20 protein-coding genes and 1 pseudogene are annotated in these 22,711 nt (G+C 51.1%); 10 read left to right on the top strand and 11 right to left on the bottom strand.

Going from position 1 to position 22,711, the window contains the following annotated elements; translation table 11 throughout:
• Window positions 1-454: 454 nt before the first annotated feature.
• The 3 genes from KB236_08845 to KB236_08855 all read left to right on the top strand — a co-directional run bounded on the left by KB236_08845 (window position 455) and on the right by KB236_08855 (window position 3,686).
• Complete coding sequence (locus KB236_08845; protein ID UIF28644.1) at window positions 455-2,263, top strand: M3 family oligoendopeptidase; 1,809 nt, start codon at window positions 455-457, stop codon at window positions 2,261-2,263.
• A 73-nt stretch (window positions 2,264-2,336) separates the two neighbouring features.
• Window positions 2,337-2,759, top strand: a complete 423-nt coding sequence (locus KB236_08850) for a helix-turn-helix domain-containing protein (GenBank protein UIF28645.1) — start codon at window positions 2,337-2,339, stop codon at window positions 2,757-2,759.
• A gap of 75 nt (window positions 2,760-2,834) precedes the next feature.
• Window positions 2,835-3,686, top strand: a complete 852-nt coding sequence (locus tag KB236_08855; GenBank protein UIF28646.1) for an SAM-dependent methyltransferase — start codon at window positions 2,835-2,837, stop codon at window positions 3,684-3,686.
• Window positions 3,687-4,098: 412 nt separating this feature from the next.
• On the opposite strand, the gene KB236_08860 is transcribed toward KB236_08855, so the two are convergent.
• The 6 genes from KB236_08860 to KB236_08885 all read right to left on the bottom strand — a co-directional run bounded on the left by KB236_08860 (window position 4,099) and on the right by KB236_08885 (window position 9,623).
• On the bottom strand, window positions 4,099-5,166 hold the full coding sequence (locus KB236_08860) for a YdcF family protein (protein ID UIF28647.1): 1,068 nt from the start codon (window positions 5,164-5,166) through the stop codon (window positions 4,099-4,101).
• Window positions 5,167-5,507: 341 nt separating this feature from the next.
• Window positions 5,508-6,173, bottom strand: a complete 666-nt coding sequence (locus KB236_08865; GenBank protein UIF28648.1) for a hypothetical protein — start codon at window positions 6,171-6,173, stop codon at window positions 5,508-5,510.
• A 604-nt stretch (window positions 6,174-6,777) separates the two neighbouring features.
• Entirely contained in the window at window positions 6,778-7,260 is a 483-nt protein-coding gene (locus KB236_08870) for a hypothetical protein (protein ID UIF28649.1), read from the bottom strand.
• A 14-nt stretch (window positions 7,261-7,274) separates the two neighbouring features.
• On the bottom strand, window positions 7,275-7,682 hold the full coding sequence (locus KB236_08875) for a hypothetical protein (GenBank protein ID UIF28650.1): 408 nt from the start codon (window positions 7,680-7,682) through the stop codon (window positions 7,275-7,277).
• A gap of 137 nt (window positions 7,683-7,819) precedes the next feature.
• The gene (locus KB236_08880; protein UIF28651.1) at window positions 7,820-8,833 is read right to left on the bottom strand and encodes a lipoate--protein ligase; all 1,014 of its coding nucleotides are present in this window, start codon (window positions 8,831-8,833) and stop codon (window positions 7,820-7,822) included.
• Window positions 8,834-9,161: 328 nt separating this feature from the next.
• The gene (locus KB236_08885; GenBank protein UIF28652.1) at window positions 9,162-9,623 is read right to left on the bottom strand and encodes an Rrf2 family transcriptional regulator; all 462 of its coding nucleotides are present in this window, start codon (window positions 9,621-9,623) and stop codon (window positions 9,162-9,164) included.
• 434 nt (window positions 9,624-10,057) lie between these two features.
• On the opposite strand from KB236_08885, the gene KB236_08890 reads away from it, so the two are divergent.
• The 5 genes from KB236_08890 (at window position 10,058) to KB236_08910 (ending at window position 15,934) form a co-directional block, all read left to right on the top strand.
• Window positions 10,058-11,071, top strand: a complete 1,014-nt coding sequence (locus KB236_08890) for an ABC transporter ATP-binding protein (GenBank protein ID UIF28653.1) — start codon at window positions 10,058-10,060, stop codon at window positions 11,069-11,071.
• The gene (locus tag KB236_08895; GenBank protein UIF28654.1) at window positions 11,068-12,042 is read left to right on the top strand and encodes an ATP-binding cassette domain-containing protein; all 975 of its coding nucleotides are present in this window, start codon (window positions 11,068-11,070) and stop codon (window positions 12,040-12,042) included. The genes KB236_08890 and KB236_08895 overlap by 4 nt, the downstream gene beginning before the upstream one ends.
• On the top strand, window positions 12,042-13,001 hold the full coding sequence (locus KB236_08900) for an ABC transporter permease (protein ID UIF28655.1): 960 nt from the start codon (window positions 12,042-12,044) through the stop codon (window positions 12,999-13,001). Before KB236_08895 ends, KB236_08900 begins: the two co-directional genes overlap by 1 nt.
• A 15-nt stretch (window positions 13,002-13,016) precedes the next feature.
• Complete coding sequence (locus KB236_08905) at window positions 13,017-13,967, top strand: ABC transporter permease (protein UIF28656.1); 951 nt, start codon at window positions 13,017-13,019, stop codon at window positions 13,965-13,967.
• 140 nt (window positions 13,968-14,107) lie between these two features.
• Window positions 14,108-15,934, top strand: a complete 1,827-nt coding sequence (locus KB236_08910; protein ID UIF28657.1) for an oligopeptide ABC transporter substrate-binding protein — start codon at window positions 14,108-14,110, stop codon at window positions 15,932-15,934.
• 11 nt (window positions 15,935-15,945) lie between these two features.
• Here KB236_08910 and KB236_08915 read toward each other — a convergent pair whose 3' ends face one another.
• Both KB236_08915 and KB236_08920 read right to left on the bottom strand, forming a co-directional pair.
• Window positions 15,946-16,461, bottom strand: a complete 516-nt coding sequence (locus tag KB236_08915) for a hypothetical protein (GenBank protein ID UIF28658.1) — start codon at window positions 16,459-16,461, stop codon at window positions 15,946-15,948.
• Between the two features lies 1 nt (window position 16,462).
• The gene (locus KB236_08920) at window positions 16,463-16,699 is read right to left on the bottom strand and encodes a hypothetical protein (GenBank protein UIF28659.1); all 237 of its coding nucleotides are present in this window, start codon (window positions 16,697-16,699) and stop codon (window positions 16,463-16,465) included.
• 499 nt (window positions 16,700-17,198) lie between these two features.
• On the opposite strand from KB236_08920, the gene KB236_08925 reads away from it, so the two are divergent.
• Window positions 17,199-17,654, top strand: coding sequence for a universal stress protein (locus KB236_08925; protein ID UIF28660.1), 456 nt, complete (start codon window positions 17,199-17,201; stop codon window positions 17,652-17,654).
• An 88-nt stretch (window positions 17,655-17,742) separates the two neighbouring features.
• Window positions 17,743-18,633, top strand: a complete 891-nt coding sequence (locus tag KB236_08930; protein UIF28661.1) for an RluA family pseudouridine synthase — start codon at window positions 17,743-17,745, stop codon at window positions 18,631-18,633.
• 935 nt (window positions 18,634-19,568) lie between these two features.
• On the opposite strand, the gene KB236_08935 is transcribed toward KB236_08930, so the two are convergent.
• From KB236_08935 to KB236_08945, 3 genes and pseudogenes are all read right to left on the bottom strand, one after another.
• Entirely contained in the window at window positions 19,569-20,894 is a 1,326-nt protein-coding gene (locus KB236_08935) for a signal transduction protein (protein UIF28662.1), read from the bottom strand.
• Between the two features lie 4 nt (window positions 20,895-20,898).
• The gene (locus tag KB236_08940) at window positions 20,899-22,227 is read right to left on the bottom strand and encodes a GHKL domain-containing protein (protein UIF28663.1); all 1,329 of its coding nucleotides are present in this window, start codon (window positions 22,225-22,227) and stop codon (window positions 20,899-20,901) included.
• Between the two features lie 13 nt (window positions 22,228-22,240).
• A pseudogene (locus KB236_08945) lies at window positions 22,241-22,594 on the bottom strand (LytTR family transcriptional regulator DNA-binding domain-containing protein).
• Between the last annotated feature and the right edge of the window lie 117 nt (window positions 22,595-22,711).

Genomic DNA, 22,711 nt, shown 5'->3' on the forward strand with positions numbered 1-22,711 from the left:
TTAGTATACGAAGTTCTTCGAACCAGCGCAATCTATATGAAGTTTGCTATAATAGGCTCAACCCGTGCCTAGTTTTTGGCTAGAATCACGTGACTAAGGGTTGAAAGATAAGCTGAATCATCAAATACTAGTCTGATTCTGTTTTTTGACCATGAATTGGCCGCTTCCGACGATCTCCGGCAGAACAGTTGCTTCCAGCGTCAGCCCGTGTTCGCATTCTATCTGAATACGGCAACGCGCATTGTCAAGTACACAACCATCGTAGCCGTGAGTGAAGCGAAATCTAGGCTCAGCCGGGGCATTTACCAGCGTTCCAGCCTAGATTTCGCAACGGTAAGGCGACCAGGCCACGTTGCTCAAAACATCCGATTTTGAAATATTTAGTCACGGTACGGCTCACCTTTTACTATTCAAGACAATCCGCAGTACGTGGCCAACTTAGGAGGCTTTATTGATGAAATATTCGTTGAATTGGGATTTGGATTCACTCTTTAGCGGCGGGATTAATTCCGCGCAATTAAAAGCAAAATTAGCAAAATTAAAGACGGCCATCGCAACGCTCGGTGACTTGCTAGATCGTTGGGACGCGGCCAGCGATGCCCCCCAGTATCAGCAATTTATCAAGCTTATCACGCAACTTCAGGCGATTGAGGCCGGGATTGGCCAAGCCGGGCTGTTCATCTCTGCCGTGGGTTCGGCCGACATCAACAATCCCGAAGTGGCGCCGGTGAACGCGCAACTCAGCCGGCTGGAGACCGAGGCCGAGAACGTCAGCGGTAAGCTCAAGAAGGTCTTGGTTCAGGTTCCCGATGCCAATTTCACCGCGATGCTGGCCCAGCCTGATCTCCAACCGCTGGCCTTCAACCTCCAAGAGATGCGTGACGATGGGAAAGAATTACTCGATGACAAGACGGAAGCCCTGATTAGTCGCCTGGATCTCGACGGCAAATCCGCCTGGAGCGCCCACTACGATTCACTGGTGGCCACGGTGAACGTGCCCTTCCACGATGCGTCCGGACACCCCATCACCCTTTCCGCCGGGCAAGCCGACAACAACCTCTTAGGCAATGCCGACCCCCAGTACCGCGCCGACCTACTCCCCGCTTGGGAACAGGCGTGGACGGATAAGGAACAACTCTTTGCCGATACGCTGAATCATTTGGCCGGCTTTCGGTTAACTGAGTACGCTGCTCATGGTACCACTGACTTCCTGCGTCAACCGCTCAAGGATAACCGATTAAGCGCGGCAACACTCAACACCATCTGGCAGGTTGTCGACGATAACAAGCAATTTCTCCTCGATTATCTCGACCGTAAGGCGGCCTTACTGGGCAAGAAACACGCCGGCTGGCAAGACGTGGAGGCGCCGTTGAATCTGCCAGGTAGTCAGCTCCATCACTTTACGTACGACGAGGCGGCAGCCTTTATTATCAAGCACTACGGTGAGTTTTCGCCCAAGATGGCGGCGCTGGCCCAATACGCCTTTGAACACAACTGGATCGAGGCCGAGGACCGCGCTGGCAAGGCACCGGGCGGCTGGATGGAAAGTGCCCCCGAGACCCATGAATCACGGATCTTCATGACCTTTACCGGCTCGCCAAATGACGTATCCACCTTGGCCCATGAGCTGGGGCACGCCTTCCACTCAAGCGTAATGAGCGACCTGCCTTACTTCCGTCAGGACTACGCGATGAATGTCGCGGAGACGGCTTCGACCTTTGGTGAGCTCATCGTCGCGGACGCCAATGTCAAGGCGGCTAAGACCCCCGCCGAGAAGATCTCCCTGATCAACGCCAAGATGGACAACCCCCTGGCCATGTTCCTCAACATTCGGGCCCGGTTCCTCTTCGAGACGCGCTTCTACCAGTTGCGCCAGCAGAAGTTGGTGACGCCGGCCGAACTGAACGAACTGATGTTAAATGCCCAAAAGGAAGCATTCGGCCACGACCTGTCGACCTACTCACCACACCTCTGGGCCAGCAAGCTCCATTTCTACATCGACGACCTGTCCTTCTACAACTTCCCTTACGTCTTCGGCTACCTCTTCAGTCTGGGGATTTACGCCAAGGCGCAACAAGAGGGTAACTTCGAGGACCGCTACATCGCCCTGCTGCGGGATACGGCCAATATGTCTACAGAAGACTTGGCTCGCAAGCATCTCGGCGTCGACCTAACGAAGCCGGATTTCTGGTTAGCCGGCGTCAAATTAATCAAACGCGACGTGGCAGCGTTCATGCGGCTAACCGATTCACTGGTCAACTAGTCAACTTTCGATTAAAAGCAACGCTAAGTGGTATAATGAAATTAAAGACTATCGAAAGAAACGGGTGAGTTGAATGTTTTCTGAACGACTTCGGGCTTTACGGCGCGGTCAACACATTACATTGGAACAACTGGCAACGGCCTTAAATGAACAACAGTCCGTGGGGCCGGATGATCATCCAAATACGGCTTCACAGATTGGGAATTGGGAGCGGGGCATTCGGACCCCTTCATTCATCGAGGTTCGCAAGCTCGCGGAATACTTTGATGTCACCATGGATTATTTGACCGGGAAGGCGGAACGCGACGAGTACGACCTCGGCCGTCTGTTCCTCTCGGGGAAGCAATTGAGCTTCAACCGAGAACTGTTGAGTGGCCGCGATCGCTATGAGATTTACCAGCTGATCGACGGCTATCTACACGGCCGGGAAAATCGGGTCACGCCACCGGATACGAACCAGCAAGAAGAATTGGATCTGCACTTAGATGACCATTAGGGGTCAGGAGTCGGCCGGTGTTTATCGGTCGGCTTTTTCGTGACCTTAGCTCGGTACTTTAGAAAGGACCTTTCCATGAATCCTAAGAAATTACGACAACTAAAAAAGAAGATTCGCCATCAACCCTTGGCGCAGCGCAAGACGGCTTACATCGCCCGCATGACGGACTATTATCATCAATTCGACGGCATTCCGGCCGCCAAGATTCTCATCAGTAACGTCCTGTTGGCTGACCGCATGCTGGCGGCGGGCGATTTGCCCCAGCAGGTGCCCCTCCTGCAGCTCCCCGATGATATTCAAGACCAGATCTTTAAAAAATTGGGCGAACAGTATCCGGCGGGTGATGCTACCGGCGATAAGATTTGGAACGACTTGACTGCGGCGCTCCCGGACCTGGACCACGACTTGCGGTCATTCCGGGACTATCTGGAAAATCACTACGGCATGTGGGCCTACACCTCGGCGCCATTCGTGGCTGACTTGGCAAACTTTGTGGGCGACCGAGCCGTGCTGGAAGTCATGGCGGGCAACGGCTACATCTCCAAGGGCCTGCGTGATGCCCACAAGACCGTCTACGCCACGGATAGTCAGGCATGGACCGCCGAGAACGAGACGGGGCGGCATCCCCTGACTCCGATTGAATCCTTGGCCGCCGTGGACGCCTGGCAAAAGTATCAGGATAAGGTCGGCGTAGTCGTCATGTCCTGGTCACCAGATGGCCTGCCACTGGACTGGGAACTCCTGCAGGCGCTGCGGGCAACCAACCGCGACGTAGACTTCGTTGTGATTGGCGAACCTCACGGGGCCACGGGATCCGAGGCCTTCTGGAATCACGCAGAGTTACTGGAGAATAGGGCCACGCGTGACCTCAATCGCCATTTCACCCAGATTGATCTGGTCCAGGACCACGTCTACCTCGTGAAGTAACGCGCGAAATATTACAAATGAAAAAACTCCCCGTTACCGGTTTACCCATTATTAACCATTTGATAATATAGTGAGGGTTAATCGGCAGAGGGAGGAACCAGTCATGGTCGCATTTGGGAACATTTTATTTTACGGCTTGGGAACTTTACTGATCATCGCAGTGGGGTACGCGGCATTTGCCAGCTACCAAGCTCATCGTGACGAATAATACAAGAAGCACTAACCGGTGGCGGTTAGTGCTTCTTTTTAATTAGGCTCAAGTATGTTTCTTACTCCGGAATTCTTTCTTGATAGCGGCTAAAGTGTATTCCTGACCTCGACAGGTCACTGCTATCATTTGGATGAGCACTTCAGGCGCGGCATTTTCTCTGTCGCATTCGCCGTCAACTTCCTTTCACCACTTTTTTACTTATCATTGATACTCCGCCCAAACCAACACGAGACTCAACAAGAACATCAGCCCGATGGCAATCGCGTGCCAGCGCTTGTTGCCCACGAAAATAGCGATGTACTCGCGAATAATGGCGTTGGGCAAGAAAAATTTAGCAGTATGGGCGCCAATCCCGTTGGCTGGCACCCCCGCCTTGCGGGCAATCATCCCCGCCCGAAAGGTATGGTAGCCGTTAGTCACGAAGGTAATCTTAGGTTGAACGGTGCCCCGCGCATCGATAATCTTTTTAGAAAACACCATGTTCTCGTAGGTTGTCTTGGATTGGTCCTCGGCAATCGCCTGTTCCGGTGGGAGGCCGTGGTCAATGGCGTACTGGCGCATGGCCACGCCCTCAGCCACCGTTTCGTCGCCACCCTGACCGCCGGAAAAGATAATCACGGGGCCTTGGCCAATCTTACGGAATTGCTTTCGATAAAATTTCAGTGCGCGATCGATCCGCTGCCCCAGTAGTGGTGACACCTCGTTACCGTTGAGCAGGCCAGCGCCCAGGACAATCAGGTAGTCCTGACGATAGCGCGGATGATTAAATTGATAAATGACCAGCATCGTCAAATAGTTGTAGAACCAAAAGAGCACGTAAAAAATAACCATCCCCGGGAAGAGGTTAATGAAAGTTGCCAGCGGCCCCGGCAGATAGAGCGAGGTCCAGCGCACAACGAACGGCGCCAGCAGAATCGCCACGCCTAAGAACAGCGTCAGCATGTTGGCCAGTGTATGGCTCTCCCGGCGCCAGACAATCCACGCATTCCACAGCAGGAGAAAGGCTTGGAGCGCGAACGCCAGACCTATCAGGAGCAACACCCCAACAAAGAGAATCAGGCTGATGGCAAACAGCCATTTATTACCAAAACCAATGATGGCGACCGCCAGCATCGCCATGGTGGAATAGAAAAAAAGCGAAAACCAAATACCATTGCTCAACCGGCGCTTCTCAATCGCGTAACGGGTGAAGAAGATAGCGCCGAATAACAGCGGCACCAGCCACCCCCAGTAGACGACCGGGGGAATATTAAATAATTCATCTTGCATGGAACGCCTCCCAAAGACTTGATACCCCTAGGATACCATGAATTCCACGAAAACAGACGGTTACTGTCGGCCGGTGTCAGGGCGGTCAATTCCTACTACCATGAAATTAACCCAGACGATACGTTTAGAAGCACATCATGGTTTATAGACGGTGTAAATAAGGTCCGACACGATGAATACCCGTCCATCTCGCTCCAAAAAATTTCTTTCAAACTCTAAAAACGCGATCGAATCGTCTTCGACCACGCTTTTATAATACCGCTTGTTTTTAAAGGGTAGCCAAGTGGCAATCCCTCCCGTATACTGAGCAAACTAGACAGTAGTCACCCACAATTCAGGCGTCACCCCTGAAAGATTGGCCCGACGTAATTTCCCTGCCGGTGCCGTCCCGGACGATGCTTCCGACTGTCACCGCTCGCGTGGTCCCAACCGGTGACATCGATCCCAGCCCCCTTCTGATAGGCCTGCACCACATTCGTCAAATTAACATCTTCGTACCGACGCACCGCTGTCTTTGCCCGCACTTGTTTGGCACGGGGCTTCGCCGGTGAGACGAACTGCTTATTGCCCGTGATGTAAGTGCCGTTAGACAACCGGAAGCGCGTCACCTCCCCGTGAGTCACCACCCGGACTACGGCTACGGCAGCGCCCTGCTTGACGTGGCTAACTTTGCCCGTCAGGTGGCTCGTCTCATAGACGTTAATCCCCTGCGGTGCCGTCACGTACAACCGGCGATAATGACCACCCCAGTACAACTTAACCGCGTAGTCATCATTGGCCGTCACCACGGTCTCTTTGAATACCCGATCCTCACGAGATTGAGCTGTCTCAACTATTGTGAAGACCGGATCGTTGGGCCGCACTTGCTCGAAACGAGCGGTGACCATCGCTTGCGCGGTCAACGCGCCCACGTTGACCTGACTCCGTGACCAGATGAAATTCCACACGAAGCCAACGCCCAATACGACGCCCAGAATCAACAACCCACCATAGAATATCTTCATCATAGTTTTCTCCTTAATTGATCGCCTTTATTCATTAGTTTTTTGTGTATAAAAACTATAACATTTATTTTATATAAAAGAATACCACACTTTTTATTGTATGGATAGTTTTGTTCGATATAGTTTCGTTCTATGTTTCTATTAACACCATATAGTTAACCTGCCATTTAACGAATCACTGATCAGCCGGATATTTGTTGCCGGTCACTCAAAAAAGCTAGTCCTGAAGACGTTACCCTCCAAATACTAGCCATTCATATTTCCTATTCTTCGTCTGTTAACCCAACTTGAGTCATAGGTCTCGCAGGGACGGGCCGCGTCAGTCTTCCCATGATGACGCTTTCTTGAAGAAATCCATAAAAAAACGCCCGCTCCATCCCTAAGGACGAAACAGACGTTTTTACCACAGCATTCGCCGAAACGAATGGATTTATCTCGGAATCCACATTCCCTCAAAATCAGACACGTCACAATACGGTGACATATGTGCCCTGCTGACAAATTCACCTAGCCGCTTGCGCGGACGCCCCTTGCAAGCAAGGAACGCGTGATTTCTCGACTCATCGCATAAGAACAATATTACCACAGCGATGGACGCAACGCAAGGTTATTTCTCCTTGACGTCGGTCTCGTCCTTGTTGGTGGCTGCCGCTTGAAGTTTTTCAATCTGCAAGGCCAACCAATCGTGGAGACTCTGATCGGCCGTCTGGGCCTGATCCACGTACGTCGTAGCTGGCGCCAAGGCGTCGATTCGCAGACCGGACGCATTGATGTCCGGCGTCTCAATGACCGCGTAGACGTTCAGTTCCTGTTCTACGTTGGTTTCCATAATCTTACCAATCGTCTTGGTGTCTTGGAGCGGCAAATTAATGACGCTCATCTCCAACCGCACGGAGACGGCCGTGTCGGTCAGCGTTAATTCGGCTTGAGCCAACTGGTCCGCGGCAATCTGTTGGCGAATGAACGCCGCTAGCGGTGCCATGGCGCCATCCGGATCGGCAAAGAATTTATCCTGAGTGGTCTCCGCCGTAAAATGTTCAATTTGATCATCTGCTACTGCATCCATAAATGCCTGTACTTCTCGCTTCATTTACCCACCTCGTTTTAATGCCCGAATCGTTTACGATCACGCTTGTCTCGTTCCGCCTTACGCAACCGCAACGCGAGAACCAACCAGTAAGCGTTGGCCACCATCACGGCAATGCTGCCGATTGACATCAACAGCCGTACCATCAGTGAGGTGTGGTCGTAGCTCCACATGGTGATCAGCACGCTGATCAGTGACAGGGAGTACATGGCGATGACCAATCCCATCAGGTAGAAGGATGGCCGCCAATCCAACGCCGCCAAAACAATCGTAATGGCGTACAGCGCAACTGCCAAGGCAGACGACCGCCAGAATTCACTCATGGACGTTGACAAACCGACAAACGAGCGCGACATCAGAAAATTAATAACTAGGAAGCCAAACAGTGAAATGATGGCCCAGGCAATCACGTTACGATCTTTCATTTAAAATTAAACTCCTCAATAATTGCTAAGTAATTAAAAGCGCGGCCAGCAATCGACCACGCTTTCGTCAATTTCATGTTCTATTCTAACGTATCTGACCACTAAAATCAGCAAATCCGCCAATTCTTAGGCGAGATTTAATCGACTAAGAGGTCCAAGACGTCCTTGGTGTCAATCCCGTTGAAGTAGAGCTGCGTGTTGACACTGTTCAAGACGGCGCCGACATGTTCACGGTCGTAGCGCACGCCTTTCAACTTATCCGCCAATTCCGTGGCATCACTGGGACCGAAGAAATCACCATAGAACTTGATGTTTTCAATCTTCCCGCCGTCGACCAACAGCCGCGCGTCGATGGTTCCGGCCGTAAAGTGTTGCCGCTTCTTAACCGTAAATTCGGGGGAATTTCCGTAAACCCAATCCCAGTTTGCGTAGTATTCATTGAAAATCTTATCAATGGCCGCCTTTTCACTATCGGCAATCTGAACTTCCTTGTTGGCAATGGCATCGAGGTTGTCCACGTGGAATAATTCCTTCAACAACGTGTCGCGGAATTCAGGAACCGTCAAGTTTTGATATTCTGGTGCTAAGTATGGCTTTAAATTCGTGACCCGAGAGCGGACGGACTTAATCCCTTTGGACTTCATCTTGTCTTCTGGGACGTTCAACGCGTGAGCGATGACGTCTTGGTCCACATCAAGCATCAGCGTGCCGTGGGAGAAGGTCTTGCCGCTGTGAGAATACATCGCGTTCCCGGAGAACTTCTTACCGTCGACCAAGATGTCGTTACGGCCAGAGACTTCCACGGACTTGGCCCCCATGGCGTGTAAGGCGTCGACGATGGGTTGGACGAAAGATTTGAAATCGCCAAATTCTTCACTATCGCTATCAACCACGAAGCTAAAGCAAAGGTTGCCGAGATCTTGATAAACAGCGCCGCCACCCGATAACCGACGGGTAACCGTGATGTTATTTTCTTCTACGTATTTCTGATTGATTTCTTCCAACGTGTTCTGATTCCGCCCAACGATGATGCAGGGCCCTTCGTAGTAGAACAAGACCAGTGGCTCATCAAACTTCTTATTGTTCATTAAGTACTGCTCGGTTGCTAAGTTGTGCCGAATATCGTGTGACTTCATGGCATACCAATACATAACTCAAAAACCCCTTTCGTAATAACCAATCGTCGGGTAACGACCCCCGACTATCCTAAATCATAGCACGCATTGGAACCGATTACAATTTACCGCCAATATAATGGAAAAGTACGTGTAACTTCCCAAAAATTGGTCCCGCTGACGGCACGTTCATCGCCCCAAGGGCAACAAAAAAGGTCTCCACACTTGGCGGAGACCCAGCCCCCGTCAGAGTTCACCCCTGGCGGTTCTGACTGTTATTAATGGTGGCCTTAGTCACCATTCGATTTTATACCCTCATTATAACGCCGCTAACTAAAGTTTAGTAGCATTTTGCTCACTAGGTTCAGTCGTTAATTAGTCGACGGAAATAACCGTGGGCGTGCAAGTCTTCCTTGAGGTCCGTCATCGTAAATTGATGATAAAACTTGCGGTAATCCTCATCGGCCAGCGTGAAGAGGTCCGTCAACGTCTGCGAAATGTTGGCCGAAATATCGGTCGCGTCCGTATGCTTCGTTCCCTTGGAATCTCCAGTAATAAACCGCGCATAGCTAATGGTTGGCGGGATAGTCAAATCATAGAGTTCCCCCACGTTAATCTCGTCTAGGCTACGAATCAACTGGTAACCCCCATTTTTGCCGACAGAACCTTCGATGTAACCCTGCTTGTGGAGCACGGAGAGAATGTTGCGGATCATCACCGCATTCAATTGTAGTGACGTTGCCAATTCACGGCTCGCTATCTTCCGAGGACGATTCTCGTCCAGATACAGCAAGCTATGAACGGCAACGGAAAAGTCTAATCTCATCGGTCTAGCCATCGCTTTCAAAAAGTCTGTAATCAATACTGGTATCATACCACACTCTTCCGGTCAGTAGCGGTGCTTCCTGGAATCCCTTAGCATATTCTCATCTGAAATATACATGCATAACTTTCCAGATAATTGTATACATTACCCCTGTTAATTATTGGTTTAGCAAGCAAATTGACCAACTTAACTCTTTCAAGTTAAATTTTTTATCATTTTATTCAATTTCTGCGAAGATTGATATATCAAATCTTATGAAGACTTTATGAATAAATTATGACTGTCAAGAGAAATATAGGGGTTGTAAATGAGAATTTGATTAACTATAATCAAAAACAATTATTGTTCGTAAGCAAATTGAATACGCCTAGACGTTTATTCATCAAGCTTCATCTACAAATGAGAGGTAGATTAGAACATTGGGAGGGATTTCCGTGGAAACCGCATCAAACTTTCTAAACATTAAGGACGTCAGCACGGCTTTCAAGATTGACGGCCACTACTACGACGCCATCTCCCACATTAACCTCCAGGTCCAACACGACGAAATTCTCGCCATCGTTGGTGAATCAGGTTGTGGTAAAAGTACCCTAGCCACTACCATCATGGGACTCCATGATCCGGCAGAGACTAAAATTTCCGGTGAAGTTGACTTTGAAGGCACCGACCTCCTCAAACTTGATGAACAAGGTTACAACCAGTTTCGTGGCGCGAAGATCGGCATGATTTTCCAAGATCCTCTGTCCGCCTTGAACCCTTTAAAGCGAATTGAAGAACAAATCAGTGAAGTTATGGATTACCACACCGACCTTTCCACCGAGGACAAACATAAGCGCGTCCTCGAGCTTCTTGATCAAGTTGGGATTGTCAATCCACAACGGACTGCCCGACAGTTTCCCCATGAACTCTCCGGCGGAATGCGGCAACGGGTCATCATCGCCATTGCCATCGCCTGCAAGCCCGACCTCATCATCGCCGACGAACCAACGACGGCTTTGGACGTGACTATTCAGGCCCAAATTCTGGACGTGTTGCGGGACATCCAAAAAGAAAATCACGCCGGCATTATCCTCATCACCCATGACTTGGGTGTCGTCGCTGAAACCGCCGACCGGGTCGCCGTCATGTACGCCGGACAAATCGTCGAGCAGGGAGCCGTGGAACAGGTCTTCAATACGCCCGAGCATCCCTACACCCGCTCGCTACTACGGTCGATGCCGCAACGCGACAACGAAAACGATGACCTCTACGTCATTCAGGGCAACGTTCCTTCCTTACAGAAGATGCCCGCCACGGGTGACCGGTTCGCCCCGCGGATTCCGTGGGTACCAGCCGAGGCTCACGAAGCCAATCCAACGATGCATGAGGTGGCCCCGGGCCACGAGGTGCGATGCACCTGTTACAAACATTTCCAATTTCCAGATGAGCAAGGGAGCGTGAAGGCATGAGCCTAATCGAAATTAAAGATTTAAAAGTTCACTACCCGATCCGTTCCGGCTTCTGGAACCGCATCACCGACTCCGTTCGTGCCGTGGATGGCGTGAGCTTTAACATTGAAGCCGGTGAAACGTACGGCCTCGTCGGTGAATCCGGGTCTGGCAAGTCCACGACCGGTAAATCCGTGGTCGGCCTTGAGAAGGTCACCAGTGGGTCGATTCTCTACAAGGGGGTCGACATTACCAAGGCCGAGAATCGCCGAAAGTTGGACTACAACCATGATGTACAAATGATCTTTCAGGATTCACTGTCTAGCCTGAATCCCCGGAAGCGGATCGAAGACATCATCGCGGAGCCACTCCGGAACTTCGAGCACCTGAGCAAAGACGATGAAAAATTACGGGTTTTACAATTATTAAACATTGTCGGTCTGGACGCAGATGCATTGTATAAGTATCCCCACCAATTCTCCGGTGGACAACGGCAACGGATCGGCGTTGCCCGGGCGGTCGCCACGAATCCCAAGCTCATCATTGCCGATGAGCCGGTCTCCGCGCTGGACCTGTCCGTGCAAGCACAGGTCTTGAACTTTATGAAGAAGATTCAACGTGAATTTGGTATCTCTTATCTCTTCATCTCCCATGACTTAGGGGTGGTGCGGCACATGTGCAATAACATTGCCATCATGAACCGCGGTCGGCTGGTCGAGATTGGTACCCGGGATGATATTTACAATCATCCCCTCCACATCTACACCAAGCGTCTGTTAGCCGCCATTCCCGAAACCAACGTCAACTCTCGTGAGGCGCACCGTGCGTCCCGGCTGGCCGTTGAGGAAGTCTACCGTGAACAACAGAGTAAGTACTACGACGAACAGGGCGAGGCCTATCCGCTGGTTCAAGTCACCCCGACCCACGCCGTTGCCTTATCGCAAAACGTTGCGCAACAGCTCGCTCGTCAGGAAGGGGAGGTGCAGGCCTAATGTGGAAAACAATTCTCCGGCGTTTCTTAATCATGATTCCCGAAGTCATTATTCTAAGTATTCTGGTCTTCCTTCTGGCCAAAGCGATGCCCGGTGATCCCTTCACCGGCTCCATCAACCCCAAGGCGGACCCCGCACAAATTCATCATTTAATGAAAATCAACGGTCTGTATGACCCCTGGTATCAACAGTATTGGAATTGGGTCGTCCACCTGTTCCACGGAAACTTAGGGAACAGTTACCAGTACCAAGAACCCGTTACTCGGTTGATTGGTGGTCGGGCCGCCAACACCCTATGGTTGGCGCTGTTTACCATGATTCTAACCTACGTCTTCGCCCTACCCATGGGAGTCTACGCCGGGCGGCATGAAGGTAAACTCCCCGATACCATCATCCGGGTCTACACCTACGTCACCTACTGTATTCCCTTCTTCGTTATCTTGGTCATCGGCATTTGGATCTTCGGTTACGTGTTGGGTTGGTTCCCTACGACCGGGTCGATTTCCTCGGATGCCAACGGCTGGATACAAACCTTGGGATCGCGCTTCTACCATATTCTCCTACCCGGTTTACTCGGGGCGCTATTCGGGACTGTCAACATCGTCCAGTACCTGCGTTCCGAAGTGATTGACTCCAAGCATTCCGATTACGTACGGACGGCGCGGTCTAAAGGGGTTCCTAGCAAGGATATCTACCGGCATCACATCTTCCGGAATTCCCTGCTCCCCATCGCCGCATTTGCCGGCTACTCCATCACCGGTCTGTTGAACGGGTCAATCTTTACCGAAACGGTCTTCTCCTATCCCGGCATGGGGCTACTCTTCGTGAACTCCATTAGCTATCGGGATTACACCGTTATCACGGCTTTGGTCCTCATCTACGGGATCTTAAACCTGATTGGGACCTTATTATCCGATATTATTTTAAGCATTGTCGATCCACGAATTCGAATCCAGTAAAGGAGGCTAAACAGAATGGCAGAAAATTTCGAACAACACTCAGATATTTCCGCGGCTGATTTAGCCCGGCTGACCCAGGAAGCGCAGGCTGAGGCCACGCCTTCCACGGCTAAAATTATCTGGAGTGAATTCAAGGCGGACAAGCCCGCCATGGCGGCACTCATCATTATCGTTGGGTTCATCCTCTTCGTGATGATTGGGGCGCTGTTCATCAACACGCCTAAGATGATGGAAACCAACATCATGGGTTACTTCAATCAACCGTTCACCGCTGACTATTGGCTCGGCGCCGATTCGGCGGGACGGTCAGTGGCTAAACAACTGATCGTTGGCTCCCGAAACTCCATTGGGATTGCCATTGGGCTGACCGTAATTTCATCGACCTTTGGGATTTGCTGGGGGTTAATCTCCGGTTACTTCAACGGTTACATCGACTGGGGCATGCAACGGATTTATGACTTCATGATGATGTTGCCGATGACCATGATGATCATCGTTTTGGTCACCATCATCCCCCACTACAACTCCGTCACCTTGACGTTCATCTTCTCCATCTTCTACTGGGAAGGCACGTCTCGGTTGATTCGGTCGCGAACATTAGCCGAAGCGGAGAAGGACTACGTGGCCGCCTCTAAGGCCTCCGGAACCAGTCATTGGAAGATTATCTTTAGAGAAATCATGCCCAACATTTCGTCGCTCATCATCGTTGACTGTACCCTTTCCTTCGCCGAAAACATCGGGGTTGAAACTGGGCTATCCTACCTGGGCTTCGGGCTACCGAGCCAGACACCATCGTTAGGGACGATGATCGCCAACGCCAATGATCCAAACAACATCACCCAATACTGGTGGACTTGGTTCCCGGCGGCGTTAGAAATTATTATTCTCTGTCTATCAATCAGCTACGTTGGTCAAGTGCTCCGCCGCGCTGCAGATTCATCACAACGTCAAGGCTCAATCAACTAGCTTTAAGTTGCTATCTATTTGAGGAGATGGTGCCCACTTATCAAGCAGGACGTTCAATTCACCGTAATGACGGGTGATCCTGAGGAGAACCACTCGTCAGTCTCATCGAGGATTTTTAAAAATCAAGGGGGAAACATAGTATGGATAAGAAAAAGCTCGCCTTGTCCGCCATGGCGGTTCTCGCAACCGTCAGTCTCGCGGCCTGTTCCAGCAAGAGTTCATCCAGTTCCAAGAGCGGTACTAGCGGCGCTTCCGTGCAGTTAAAGACCGCTTATAAGAACACGAAGGCAACCGATAAGACGGCCACGAAGAACAGTACATTGAAGCTGGCCGAACCAAATGATTCGCCATTCCAAGGGATCTCCGATCCCGTTCTGTCGACCAACTCCGAAGATACCGACGTCTTCTCACCTGGTGGTGATCAGGCCAACAACACCAACGGCCTGTTCCACACCGATAAGAACTTCAAGATCGTCAAGGGTGGCCTAGCCAACCAGACGATCAACCGGAAGGCTAAGACCGTCACGATTACGTTACGGAAGAACGCCAAGTGGTCCAACGGTGATCCCGTCACCGCTAAGGACATTGAGTATCCGTACGAAGTCATCGCTAACAAGAAGACGACTTCGCAACAGTACTCCGCCGACTTCAACAACATCAAGGGGATGGCGGCCTACCACACGGGTAGTGCCAAGACTATCTCTGGGATTACCTTCCCGGATGGCCAAAAAGGCCGGACTGCCGTCATTCATTTGACCAAGGTTACACCAGCCATGCAATACCTGGGAAACTCTTTCATCTGGGGCACGGTTGAGCCTTACGAATACATCAAGAACGTCCCAATTGCCAAGTTAGCTTCCTCCAAGCAAATCCGGAAGAACCCTATCTTCACGGGTCCTTACAAGTTGGATAAGGTGGTCGAAGGTGAATCCACCACTTGGTCACCAAACAAGTACTACTACGGCAAGACGCCTAAGATCAAGCACATCTCAATCAACGTGGTTTCTTCCAACAACATCGACAAGGCCATCCAGTCCAACAAGTACGACTTCACGATGCCTTACGGTGTTCTACACGGAACCGACTACAAACAATTGAAGAGTGTTAAGAACTACCAGATTACGGGGCAACCCGCACTGTCTTACGATTACTTTGGCTTCAACGTAGGGCATTACGACACCAAGACCCAAAAGAACGTCATGGACAAGAACAGCAAGATGGCCAACAAGAGCCTGCGTCAAGCCATGATGTACGCCCTGAACCTCGATGCCATCAGCAAGAAGTTCGGTAACGGGATTACTTGGCGGGCCAACACCCTGATCCCACCAATCTTCCAGAAGTACTGGGATTCTTCAGCCAAGGGCTACCCACTGAACATCAAGAAGGCCAACAAGTTGCTGACCGATGCCGGTTACAAGAAGCGTGACGGCAGCAAGTGGCGTTCCGATCCTAACGGCAAGAAGTTAACCATCTACTTCGGGGCGATGACGGGGACTTCAGCTCAAGCCGCCGAATACCAAGACTACCTGCAACAATGGCACAAGGTGGGCTTGAACGTGAAGTTTGCCACGGGTAAGACGATGGAAATGAACAGCTTCTACTCGACGTTACAAGCACCTAAGCAAAGTAAGATTGACGTCTACGCCGCTGCCTGGGGCTTATCATCCGAACCAACCCCTACGCAAATCTACGGTGAAGACGCAACTTACAACATGGGCCACTTCGTTTCCAAGAAGAACACCCAACTGATGAACAACATGAACAACAGCAAGGCCTGGAACGAAAATTACCGGATCAAGGCCTTCAAGCAATGGCAAGAATACATGAATGATCAAGCGGCCGTTGCCCCTGATTCATTCAGCTACAACTGGGCACCCGTTAACAAGCGGGTTAAGGGCTTCAACATGAGTCCAGCCAACAGTAACTTCTGGTCTGGATTGTCCTTAACTTCTTCAAGCATGAAGTAAGTTAGGCTCATCTAGTCCGACTGAACCGTCACATCCTTTGCGATGTGGCGGTTTTTTATGGTGGCAATCGCCACGGCTAAACGCTGAGAATCTTGGCGCTGGCTGGCCCGGTTCACATAGCTGACCACCAACCCAAAAACGGCTCCCGGAATAAGAAAACCGAGGAACGGAACAACCACCGTGATTCCAGCGGCCACTGCCCCCAGATGGGCGTGATACCGCGTAGACAGCCCCGCAATCACGGGTAACAGCGGAACGAGGCTCAAGGCCCACCAGCGTGCTAGCCGGGGATGATCCCGGCCAAGCCACAGTTGACTGATTCCCAGCGCAACAAACCAAAAACACAGCCCACCGCCGGCTTCCAGGAAGGCCCCCATCGTCCCATGGCCAAGCGGCGTTGTCAGAATGGCCGTCTCCCGGGGAAGCGGCGCCAGTTGGTCCAGACTCGTTAAGAGTAACAGGCCGTATGCTAGGTTCAGTAGCCCACTGGCCCCGACCTGACGCCATGCCCGCCAGCTTCCCTCCATCCTACCGCGCCCAGCGTTGCATTAAGGGCCCCAAGACGAGACCCGGCAAGAGTAAGCTGATGAGGCCCAACAGTGGTAAATGTGCAACCTGGAAGTCTCCCGTCACATAACGATGAAAACGCAACAGCGCCACGGGGCCTTGCAGAACCAGACCACCTAAGCTAAACGCAAGGCCCACGCCTAACAGCCCTACCGCCCGAACCCCTTGTGTTAGCCACCGTTTGTGTAATCCTTTCATCGTGCCTCTCCCCCAATTCATCTCGATTTCTGTACTCGCCACTATACGCGAAAACGATGGGTCTGCCAAGCCCAGATTCCTTGATATTTCAGCGTTTATAATCATTTTAATAACGGCCTTAGTCCCGGCCAACCACCCGAGAATCGACTAAATTCCCGTCAAAAAATCTCGGCCGATATTTATTTTATTATTGCCCGGCGCCTTAACGGTCATCCCTTTGGATCAAACCTAGACGTTTCGCGCCTTAATTTTGCGTCCACGCCAGGGGGTGACTAGCAGGCGTTGGCCGTATTTTGGGTAGACGCGTTCATCCTAGATTGACACCACGCATTTTCAATTGTGAGTAGCAGATTTTTTTGATTTCCACCAAGCCCCGTAAAATACGGGTTTTTCACGTCCTTTCACTGTGGGACGGGCAATTAAGTGCTTACACAGTCGCCAATAAATGATATAGTATAGGTAAAGTATCAACATGTCTCGTGAAGGGGTGGCATTCTATATGTTACAACAATACAAGAACATTCTGGTTCCCGTTGACGGTTCTAAGGCAACCCAACCAGTTTTAGAAAAAGCAATCGAAGTCGCTAAACGTAACCAAACGCATCTTGATATCTTAAACGTCCTAGAAGTTAACCAATTCAGCGATACTTATGGTGGCGCTGTAAGTGGCGATGTCATTTACAAGCTCTCACAAGACGTTCAAGACCGGCTGGAAAGCTTGAAGCAACAAGCGATTAACGCCGGTGTTCCCGACGTCAGCATTCACGTGCGGTTTGGGAATCCTAAGCCCGTTATCGCCCGAGAATTCCCTGCAGACCACGGTTCCGAGTTAATCGTGATTGGGTCAACCGGACTAACCGCCGTTGAACGCTTAATGGTGGGTTCCGTTACCAACTACGTTAGCCGTTCTGCAATTTGTGACGTGTTGATTGTTAAGCCAGAATTGACTAAATAAATGAATCCTTAAAATGGCCTGCCGCAGTCGCGGTGGGTCATTTTGTCTGAAATCGCCCGTTACGCCCACTTCTAGAAAGGAGACATCCATGCACTGGTCCTATACCATTCCCCTACCGCTCGCCCAAGCGCCCTTACCTCTGCGTCAACTGCTCAGCGCTTGGCGCATCCCCAAGCATCTGATTCACGACCTGCGCGTTAGCCAACGCGTCGTGGTCAACGGCACCTATCGTTCAATGAACCAACCGGTCTATGGCGGCGAAGTGGTCAGTCTGACCTTCGTGCCGGTTGACTTCGCCGAACCCTTTCCCGATGTGGCACCGGACAGCGCCGCAACCGTGACGGTTCTTTACGAAACAGCTGATCTGCTGGTCATTAACAAGACCCGCGGCAGTAAGACCCATCCCAACCAGCCGGGAGAACGGGGGACCACCCTGAACCACGTGGCGGCCTACCTCGGCGACCAGCAACCCGGTCCCTATATTTTAAGCCGTCTGGACCGGGAGACGACGGGCGCTCTGTTAATGACCAAGACGCCGGCCGTGGTCCCCATTATGGTACGACAGATTGCGGACAAACAGGTGCAGCGGACCTACCTTGCCTGGGTTCACGGCGACCTCCGGGGAGCGGGAACCTTCACTGCCCCTATCGGTCGTGATCCTCACGATCGGCGTAAACGTCAGGTCAACGGGGTCCAAGCTCAGCCCGCCATCACCCACTACGACGTATGCGACCACCAGCCCCATGCCACATTGGTGAAGCTCTGGCTGGAGACTGGACGCACGCATCAGCTACGCGTTCACCTCGCCGCAGCCGGACATCCATTGATCGGTGACCCGCTATATGGCCCACCCAGTCAAGACCGTTTACGGCTTCACTGCTGGCGCTTAACCTTTCCCCAACCATTTACCATCAATGGTCCTTTAACGACGGTGACGGCCCCCATACCGGCAAATTTCGCCATGTTTAGCGCCAAATAACCGAGCTGTCAACTCTAAACTCTTAATCGTCAGATTTTGCACGATAAGGACGATTGTGGTTGTTAATCATCGGTTTTCGCTATACTAAGGGCAGTTGATATGGCTAGGGGGGATTTGATGCGCTGACAACAAAAACTAGCCCTAATCATTCTCGCGGGGATGTTGGCCATCTTATTGGTTTGGGGAGTAGTCAACTTAAAGTAGGCAGTTTGATAAAGTGAAACGTAGCGTAACACCGGGTGCGGCCGGGTTACGCTACGTTTTTTAGATCGCCAACTGACGGAAACATTTCTAAAATTTTCCTTTAGACACCTTCAGCGTTGCATCAAATCTCTGAAATTTTACATTAGTTATTAGTAAGGGCTAAAAACCACAGAGACTTTCCGTTCAAATCAACCTAGATAGTTACTCACGGCTGCCAGGCGGTCCCCACAGGTGGTGTCGATGACTCGTTTAATGGCGGTAAGCTATGTCAGCTGGGGATTGGAGCATGTTTGCGAACTTTCAACCTTTAGTAACACTCTCAATCTCAGCCCCGTGGACGCAAAAAAACCGGAGTAACCAACTCCGGTTCCCATTAGCATCATTGAGTAACCACAACATCTTTAAGTTTGTAGTCAGAAAAACGCTGTTCACTCAGCTTAGCCATATCTCAATATGTAGTATTGAGCAATCTGATCGCGTCAATTTGGGCAATTGGCCCGGTCTGTAAAGGTAAGTCTAATCTTGACGATAAGGCCTGCTTTCACAAAGTCGAGAACCCGTCAAACTGCCGAATTATTCGGGCTTCTCTGAAAGATTGATTGGTATTACATAACTCAGTATATCAGATGGCAGTAGAATTGCAAGCGCTTTCGTGGATACGCTTATCCATTAGATTAATTTTCAGTTAATTGTCTCAGTAAACAAACTTTGTGAAACTTCCAAGGGTTGGATTACCCTTTCGGTAAGGCAACGATGAGCTGACCCCAGTGTAGTTTAACCTGCAGCGTGCTCGTGGCCGCTTGCGGCAGTGAACGCTGGAGCTTTGAGAAGTCCAGCACCCCCTTCTCAGCCACGACACGGTGCTTGCCATCCACCTGCGCATCGGCAGGTACTGGAAATGTCAGCGATAGCCGTAGGAGCGTGGGCGTTTCAGCCAATTCTAGCGTAATCATCGGTGGTTTAACGTGGCTGATACTCGGCAGAATGGGGGGAATCGTCTGGTTTACCAATTTCACCATTTCCTTGAGTACTGAGACCGTCGCCGTCAAGGGATCGGGAACCTTAACGAAGAGCTGGACACCGCTTTCCCTGGCTAACAGGTAGTTGTGGTAGAGCTCATAGCGTAGGCCCGGCGTCGGGATGTTCGACAGGTCATCGACGGTCAGCTCAGCGGCGTTGCTGGTCGCCCAGCCCGAACGAATGTCGATATAAAGCTGGCGAAAGCCCTCGTAGTCTTGATCCTCCAGGTAGCCGCCCAGCCCCAGGAGCATGTTCTGATAGTCGTGACTAAATTTGCGAACAGTCGCCAATTGGCGGTTCAATTCGGTCGTGTACTGCTCACGAAATTTCTGTTGCTGTGTCTGAAGCTGAATGTGCTCCTCTTGCAGGTGGGTCTGCATCAGCATGTAGGTGCTCAACGTCAGCCCCACCACCAGCGTCCCTGAAATTCCAGCTAGGAAGATCAGGTAGTGGTCGGAATCGGCCAGACTCTGAAGCGAGTATTCAAAGAGAATGTACACCAGGCCCAGGACCGTCATAAAAATCAAAAATAAATACTCCGTCGACCGCCCCAACATCGCTTGAATCAGGTTCTCCATGGGTGCCCGCGTGAGCAGGATGCCCATTGCCACCAGGGTAAAGAGGACGGTGTCAATCGTCAGTTCCGTGAGAGTCCCCCACACGCTGGCAGCAAAGGTGACACTCGTCAGGCGAATCGTTCCGGCAATCACCGTCATGTCCACGAATTCAATCAACAAGTAGGCCAAAATCGACACATCAATAAACGCCGGGAGATATTGCCAGCTATTGCGCATGGCAAGTATTCCAATCTCAACAACTAATAGCACAATGATTGGGAGCATCCCCAGCAGCTTGCTGGTGGCCGTAAACGGGTTGAGAATATCAATCGCCGTGAACCCCAGTCCCATGAGCGCACAGAAGAGCAAGAAATTTTTCTTCACGTGCAGTCGCGGAAACCAATAGTATTGAAAGTACACAAACCAAAAGACCAACGAAAAGTCGGCCAGTCCAAAACTCACCGTATTTACCGTAATCACGTGCTCACCTCCCCGGTTTGGTCAGAATCACCGTAAAGTACAACCGGCCACGTTTAATCGCAATCTGTAGCGATGCATTCTCCGTCCGGTTAATAATATCCTGAACCGTGCTCAATCCCAAGCCATGGTTCTCACCCTTAGTGGAATACCCCGCTTGCATAAACCGATTAATCTTCGGCGGATTCGTCTTGGAGACCGCATTAGCCACAGACACCTCCACGGCACCCGGATAGTCCAGAATTGCACAGTAAATGGTCAAGTTGTCATCCACTGTGGGCGCCTCAATCGCGTTATCCAGTAAAACCCCCATCATACGCAGCAATTCCATACTATCCATGGGCAGCGTTTTAACCGGATCGGGAATTTCCAAGCGCATTTCCTTGCCTCGGTTCTGCGCCGCCAACATCTTCTGAAAAAGTAGGCTCTTGAACGGGGGATCCCCCAACCGTTGCAGGCCATCCGCTTCCAGCCCCACCAGATGATGGGTCGTGGACCAGCGTGAGCTCAGCGTTTGATAATAGGCCGCTAAGCCATCGTAATCTTCGGCATCGAGGTAGTCGCCTAGACGTAGCATCTGTTGTTGATAGTTGTGGGTGAATTGTCGAATCGCCCGTACCTGATCGGACATGCGCCGGTCGTAGCGGCTCTTCAACAGACTCTCCTGATAATCCGCGCGCACGTGCTGCCGATGGAAGAAGCTTTGGAGAAAGGCGAAGAGGCTCACCGCAATCACCAGGACCATCACCAGTTCGATACTTAAGGCAAACGTCAACATGGCGTGGGTAATCCTCAAGTGGTGAATGATCAGCGACGACATTTCCGCCAGTAGCGCTAGGCTGGCCAATAAAGCCATGACCGTCCACTGTTCCTTATGACTAAAGTCCAACGCATCCAAGTTCCCCGGGCGCAACCGCATGCCGGAGACCCCAACCGAAATCAACATGTAGATGGCGAACTGAAAGATCAATCGCGCAGTCACTCCCGAGACCCCGTTGGTGAAATCCACCCCCCACAGTTCGATGAAGACTTGACGACAGACGTCGTTAATCAGCACGACGACCAAATAGATAACAATCGTCGCATTCACGAAGATTAATGCCGACTTACGCCGGTGATGCACCAGATACGTCAGCGCACTGATGGGCGGAATCAGAAGACTCCACGACTGGCCGATAAAGGCGGGAATCAGCCCCCAGCCAATCCACTTTAGGGGTAGCTTCCAGTTTTGTGGCCGAATCACCCCAATCCATAACGTGATGAACCATTGCATGGTGACCGCCAGTACCAGATTGACCCAAAATCGACGGTCAAATATTTGAAATAAGTCCATCATCTCTCGCACCCTCTTAGGACTTTAAATGTTTTTGCACTAAGGTTTTAACCTCGTGGAAGCGACGTGTGGCCACGTCCGTCTGATCCCCATTGGGAAAAATCAGCCGCCGCGTCGCCGTGTCAATCCCACTGACGTTATCCAAGTTCACCAAAAAACTCTTATCCGTGCGGTACAGCTCCGGATATTGATCCGCAATATCCTTTAAGAAACCCGGAAACTCCATCAGCTGATTAACCGCGTGGACGGTGACCTTATGGGGCGTGGTCGACGTCGCCACGAAGTACACGTCGCCCATCGGCAGGCTGAACGTCCGCCCCCCTATGTTATAACTGAAGAGATTTTCCGTATTGCCTAAGTAATTGGTATACGAGAGCGTAAAATATCTTGTGTAAACGCACAAAAGATTTCTAAATTGTATAGAAATAGGGAATGCCTTCCCTTATGATATTTAGTAACCACAGAAAACATCACAGGAGGCATTCCC

The organism is Levilactobacillus brevis (genome assembly GCA_021383565.1).
Taxonomy (GTDB): Bacteria; Bacillota; Bacilli; order Lactobacillales; family Lactobacillaceae; genus Levilactobacillus; species Levilactobacillus brevis_B.

Coding starts and splice junctions, on each gene's coding strand:
- KB236_08845 (UIF28644.1), top strand. CDS start 455: ATGAAATATTCGTTGAATTGGGATTTGGATTCACTCTTTAGCGGCGGG.
- KB236_08850 (UIF28645.1), top strand. CDS start 2,337: ATGTTTTCTGAACGACTTCGGGCTTTACGGCGCGGTCAACACATTACA.
- KB236_08855 (UIF28646.1), top strand. CDS start 2,835: ATGAATCCTAAGAAATTACGACAACTAAAAAAGAAGATTCGCCATCAA.
- KB236_08860 (UIF28647.1), bottom strand. CDS start 5,166: ATGCAAGATGAATTATTTAATATTCCCCCGGTCGTCTACTGGGGGTGG.
- KB236_08865 (UIF28648.1), bottom strand. CDS start 6,173: ATGATGAAGATATTCTATGGTGGGTTGTTGATTCTGGGCGTCGTATTG.
- KB236_08870 (UIF28649.1), bottom strand. CDS start 7,260: ATGAAGCGAGAAGTACAGGCATTTATGGATGCAGTAGCAGATGATCAA.
- KB236_08875 (UIF28650.1), bottom strand. CDS start 7,682: ATGAAAGATCGTAACGTGATTGCCTGGGCCATCATTTCACTGTTTGGC.
- KB236_08880 (UIF28651.1), bottom strand. CDS start 8,833: ATGTATTGGTATGCCATGAAGTCACACGATATTCGGCACAACTTAGCA.
- KB236_08885 (UIF28652.1), bottom strand. CDS start 9,623: ATGAGATTAGACTTTTCCGTTGCCGTTCATAGCTTGCTGTATCTGGAC.
- KB236_08895 (UIF28654.1), top strand. CDS start 11,068: ATGAGCCTAATCGAAATTAAAGATTTAAAAGTTCACTACCCGATCCGT.
- KB236_08900 (UIF28655.1), top strand. CDS start 12,042: ATGTGGAAAACAATTCTCCGGCGTTTCTTAATCATGATTCCCGAAGTC.
- KB236_08905 (UIF28656.1), top strand. CDS start 13,017: ATGGCAGAAAATTTCGAACAACACTCAGATATTTCCGCGGCTGATTTA.
- KB236_08910 (UIF28657.1), top strand. CDS start 14,108: ATGGATAAGAAAAAGCTCGCCTTGTCCGCCATGGCGGTTCTCGCAACC.
- KB236_08915 (UIF28658.1), bottom strand. CDS start 16,461: ATGGAGGGAAGCTGGCGGGCATGGCGTCAGGTCGGGGCCAGTGGGCTA.
- KB236_08920 (UIF28659.1), bottom strand. CDS start 16,699: ATGAAAGGATTACACAAACGGTGGCTAACACAAGGGGTTCGGGCGGTA.
- KB236_08925 (UIF28660.1), top strand. CDS start 17,199: ATGTTACAACAATACAAGAACATTCTGGTTCCCGTTGACGGTTCTAAG.
- KB236_08930 (UIF28661.1), top strand. CDS start 17,743: ATGCACTGGTCCTATACCATTCCCCTACCGCTCGCCCAAGCGCCCTTA.
- KB236_08940 (UIF28663.1), bottom strand. CDS start 22,227: ATGATGGACTTATTTCAAATATTTGACCGTCGATTTTGGGTCAATCTG.